Origin of the sequence: Streptomyces flavotricini, from assembly GCF_020639365.1 — a bacterium.
Lineage (GTDB): Bacteria > Actinomycetota > Actinomycetes > Streptomycetales > Streptomycetaceae > Streptomyces > Streptomyces flavotricini.
Map to the genome: position 1 here is coordinate 1 of NZ_JAINUL010000023.1, position 4,564 is coordinate 4,564.

4 protein-coding genes and 1 pseudogene are annotated in these 4,564 nt (G+C 67.4%); 4 read left to right on the top strand and 1 reads right to left on the bottom strand.

All coding sequences use genetic code 11. From position 1 onward, the window contains the following. Window positions 1–247 precede the first annotated feature (247 nt). Entirely contained in the window at window positions 248–589 is a 342-nt protein-coding gene (locus tag K7B10_RS40390) for a hypothetical protein (protein ID WP_229346028.1), read from the top strand. A 136-nt stretch (window positions 590–725) separates the two neighbouring features. Here the strand turns inward: K7B10_RS40390 and K7B10_RS40395 are convergent. Next, window positions 726–1,888 (bottom strand): IS3 family transposase gene (locus K7B10_RS40395; protein ID WP_229346031.1). Its coding sequence is split into 2 segments (ribosomal slippage): window positions 726–1,601 and window positions 1,604–1,888, totalling 1,161 coding nucleotides; the frame shifts between segments, so codons are not numbered across the junction. Between the two features lie 381 nt (window positions 1,889–2,269). Between K7B10_RS40395 and K7B10_RS40400 the strand changes: the two genes are divergently transcribed. From K7B10_RS40400 to K7B10_RS40410, 3 genes and pseudogenes are all read left to right on the top strand, one after another. Next, the gene (locus tag K7B10_RS40400; protein ID WP_229346033.1) at window positions 2,270–3,478 is read left to right on the top strand and encodes an IS110 family RNA-guided transposase; all 1,209 of its coding nucleotides are present in this window, start codon (window positions 2,270–2,272) and stop codon (window positions 3,476–3,478) included. 65 nt (window positions 3,479–3,543) lie between these two features. Continuing rightward, window positions 3,544–4,074 carry a hypothetical protein gene (locus K7B10_RS40405; protein WP_229346035.1) on the top strand — a complete coding sequence of 177 codons (531 nt, stop codon included), beginning with the start codon at window positions 3,544–3,546 and terminating at the stop codon, window positions 4,072–4,074. Between the two features lie 305 nt (window positions 4,075–4,379). Beyond that, a pseudogene (locus K7B10_RS40410) lies at window positions 4,380–4,564 on the top strand (DUF6233 domain-containing protein); the annotation flags it as partial.

Genomic DNA, 4,564 nt, shown 5'->3' on the forward strand with positions numbered 1-4,564 from the left:
AACCACAACCCACAACTGCCATGGTCCTTCCTCACCCACACCGGACTCACCATCCACCCACCACACCCACCGAACTTACGAAAAGATCAGTAGGGGCTGTCTCTTTGATAGGGGCGGGCGGGTGCCAACGGTAGGCCATACGGGTGAATCTGACGGTCATTCGGCTGAGCGGCGAATCCACGGGCCGGGTGGGGCTCGAATGTGAATCGGGCCGAACTTCCCGGCCCTGCGACGGAAGGAACATCCCATGCGACTCCGGAACGCCGTCATCGCCTCGGCCAGCGCCCTGCTGCTGGCCCTGACGCTCTCCAACCCGGCCCAGGCCGCCACGGGCGACTTCGACTACACGTACATCGGCACCGGCGGGATCAGCGTGAACGGCTCCCTGGCCGACCCCAGCAGCGGACAGTGCATCAACATCCCCGAGACGATCGGCAACAACTTCCCCGCCCTCGCCCCGAGGAACTTCACCAACGCCACCGCGACCGTCTTCCTCGACGCCGACTGCGACGGCGACACCTACCACGTGATGACCCCCGGCCAGATCCTCGGCGGCGGCATCCGGCTCCGCTCCGTGATCTTCAGCTGACGCACCACCGTCGGGGCGGGCAGCACCGCCCGCCCCGTCGGCCACCCCGCCAGCGGCCTGGAGCTTGCTCTTTGGTTATCTGCGGAGCCAGATGAGGATCGCTGGGGTCTGGTGCAGGTTCGGGTGACAGGTTCAGTCACGCGGCCCGGAGGGCCGGTGTGGTCATGACGGTCTCGTATTCGACGGGGGTCAGTCGGCCGAGTGCGGCTTGTCTGCGGCGTCGGTGGTAGGTCCGCTCGATCCAGGCCACGATGGCGATCCGTAGTTCCTCGCGGGTGGTCCAGCTGCGGCGGTCGAGGACGTTCTTCTGCAGCAGGCTGAAGAAGGACTCCATGGCCGCGTTGTCGCCGGCTGCTCCCACTCTCCCTATCGATCCGGCCATGCGGTGGCGGTCGAGCGCCCGAACGAATTTCCTTGATCGAAATTGCGATCCTCGATCGGTGTGCAGGATGCATCCGTCGACGTGTGCGCGCCGGGCCACGGCGTTGTCCAGGGCGGTCACGGCCAGGCGGGACTTCATCCGTGTGTCGATGGAGTAGCCGACGATCCTGTTGCTGAAGACGTCCTTGACCGCGCAGAGGTAGAGCTTGCCCTCACCGGTGGCGTGCTCGGTGATGTCGGCGAGCCACAACCGGTTCGGGCCGGCCGCGGTGAAGTCACGACGGACGAGATCGTCGTGCACCGGCGGGCCGGCCTTCTTGCCCCGGCCGCGTTTCTTGCCGAACACGCTCCACCAGCGGTTGTCCCGGCAGATCCGCCATGCGGTCCGGTCCGCCATCGCAGCCCCGGCCGCGCGTGCTTCGTCCGCTAGGAAGCGGTAGCCGAACTCCGGGTCCTCGCGGTGCGCGTCGAAGAGCGCGTTCGCACGATGCGCCTGGGTGAGAACGGCGTCGGCCACCGGCTGGTCGAGCCAGCGGTAGTAGGGCTGCCTGGCGAGCTGCAATACCCGGCACGTCACCGAGACGGGCGTCCCGTCAGCGGCCAGCTCTTTCACGAGCGGGTAGATCCTTTTCCCGGCAGATGCGCCTGCGACAGGTAGGCCGCGGCCCGCCGCAGGACCTCGTTCTCCTGTTCCAGCAGCTTGATCCGCCGGCGTGCTTCGCGTAGCTCCGCGTTCTCCTGGCTGGAGGTTCCCGGCTTGGCCCCGTCGTCGATGTCCGCCCGGCGCATCCACTTCCACAACGTCATCGGATGGACACCGAAGTCGGTGGCGACCTGCTCGACCGTCACACCCGGGCCACGATTGCGCGCGACCCGCACGACGTCCTGGCGGAACTCTTCCGGATAAGGCTTGGGCACAGCAACACCCTTCCCACCTGCCCGACAGGGCAAGCCAGTTCAGATGTCACCCGATCGTGCGGCAGACCCCCTCCATTTCCAGGACTCCCGCGTCACCGGTCGAGCCCTGGTTCGGCCCGCTTTGCGCGGCTCCGGCCAACTAGAACGCTCCTTACCTTGTTGGCGGGTTGATTCCGGTCCTTCGTACGATCGGGAGACCCGGGGGCCTGGGTGTGGCTTTACAACGCTCATGCCGTGGTTGTGGCTTTGACTGATTGGCCGCCCAGCGCCCCGCGACGACACGGCCACTCATTGGGATAAGCGAACACAGATCGCTTCGTAAGGACACGTCGGCGTGGTCGTCTGCAGGGACCAGTCAACCGATCGACGAGGGAGGCTCGGGTGCGCGAGCTCTGGGCGGGGACGGATGCCGGCAAGGCCGCACACCACTGCACGGTGATCGACGCGGACGGGACGAAGGTGCTCTCGCGCCGGGTGCCCAACAACGAGCCTGAGCTCCTGGAGCTGATAGACGACGTCCTGGCACTGGCCGAGGACGGTCCGGTGACCTGGGCCGTCGACCTGAATGCCGGCGGGGGCGCACTTCTGATCGCTCTGCTCACTGGCCATGGTCAGCGGCTGCTCTACATTCCTGGCCGCACAGTCCACCACGCCTCCCGTGGCTACCGCGGAGACGGCAAGACCGATGCGAAGGACGCCTACGTCATCGCCGACCAGGCACGGATGCGTCGGGACCTGCAGCCCTTGCAGGAGTGGGACGAGATCGCGGTGGACCTGAAGATCCTCACCGGCCGCCGCTACGACCTCGCCGCAGACCGCACCCGCACCATCAACCGGATGCGGGCACAACTGCTGGAGTACTTCCCCGCCCTGGAACGGACCTTCGACTACGCAGCCTCGAAGTCCGCACTCATCCTGCTGACCGGCTACCAGACCCCGGCCGGCCTGCGCCGGGTCGGCCCGAGCCGACTCGCGGCCTGGCTGAAGAACCGCAAAGTCCGAGGCGCCCAGGCCATGGCCGATGCAGCGGTCGCCGCCGCACGGTCCCAGCACACCGCCGTGGCCGGGGAAAGCACTGCCGCGGCTGTGGTCAACACCCTGGCCAGGGCAGTTTTGTCTCTGGACGATGAAATCGCTGGCATCGACGCGCAGATCGCGGTCCGTTTCCGTGAACATCGCGACGCGGACGTGGTCCTCAGCATGCCCGGCATGGGCCCGTTGCTGGGGGCAGAGTTCATCGCCTGCACCGGCGGTGACATGGACGCCTTCGGCAGCTCGGGGCGACTCGCTGGTGTCGCCGGCCTCGCACCGGTCCCACGGGACTCCGGTCGCATCAGCGGCAACATGCGCCGGCCACACCGCTACCACCGCAGACTCTTGCGCGTCTTCTACCTCTCGGCCCAGATCGCTGCCCGCTTCTGCCCCACGTCGAAGACCTTCTACGACCGCAAACGAGCCGAGGGCAAGAGCCACAATCAGGCGATCCTCGCCCTTGCTCGCCGCCGCCTCGACGTCCTGTGGGCCCTCATCCGCGACCAACGCCAATGGACAGCCCAGCCACCGCAACCGGGCCTGACCGGCGCCGCATAACGCCGGCCAACCTGGTGAAGGTAGGTTGATCACCAGTTGGCTGGAGGCCGTGGGGAGGAGCTGCTGTGACAGAGATCGAGGTCCCGGGACCTGAGCCCGACTGGCAGCCGGCCACGCAACCGCCCTATTACACCGGCAAGAACCCGGCCTACCAGTACAGCGTCTGGGAGCACTCGGCCCCGCTGTTCCAGATGATCGGAGCGCTGGCACTGCCAGTGCAGCCCGTGGCCCAGCGGCTACGTCTGCGCGTGGAGCGGTCCTGGGACGGGCTGGACGAGCTCGATGTCGTTCTGTTCCAGCTGGAAGGTTTCAGCTTCGCGATCAGCAAGCACGACGGCAATCCGCTTGGCGTTTCGTATGTCTGGCTCACCCAGCCGCACCAGCGAGCAGACAAGGCCCTGAACACCTTCCTGGGGGTACTCGGGCTCGGCGAGGACGCCGTCGCATTCCGCGGAAACGCTCACGATTACCGAGCAGAGCGGATCGCCACATCACAGGACGCCGACTCTTCTGGCGAAGTCTCTGGCGTCACCTTGCTGACCTCTCTGTGGGCACGGTTCCGGCGTGCCATCGGCATGACATCAGCCACCCAGTAGGCACCCTCGACGCTTGACAACGGTCATTGGGAATCAGTCACACCACGCGGGTGAGATGGCCCGCGCCGCGCTGGACTCCCAATTCGAATGTGCGATCTAATTGGAGTGGCACCCTCCGCACCGCCCCAGAGCACGCCATGACCACCCCCACCGCCCCCGCCAGACCCCAGCCCGCCACCTGGGCACCCAGCCAGACCGGACCGTGTGCGCGCTGCCACGCCCCGACATGCAGATACGGCCACGGAGCTTCGCCGCTCTGCGCGGCATGCAAGGCCGCACGGCAGGCCCAGTACGGGGGCTGAGCGGTGTCCGAACTCCCGCCTGACCTGCCGCGTCTGCGCACCGTCGTGACGTACCTGCGCGGCGAGCTCGTCCGTGCCGAGCGGGCGCTGAACACGGCGGAGGAGCGCGAGGCGCTGGCCGCGCGGCGCCGCCCGCCGGCCGAGCCGCCCGCGTGGCTGATCGAGCGCGGCATTGGGGCGGGCCGGCT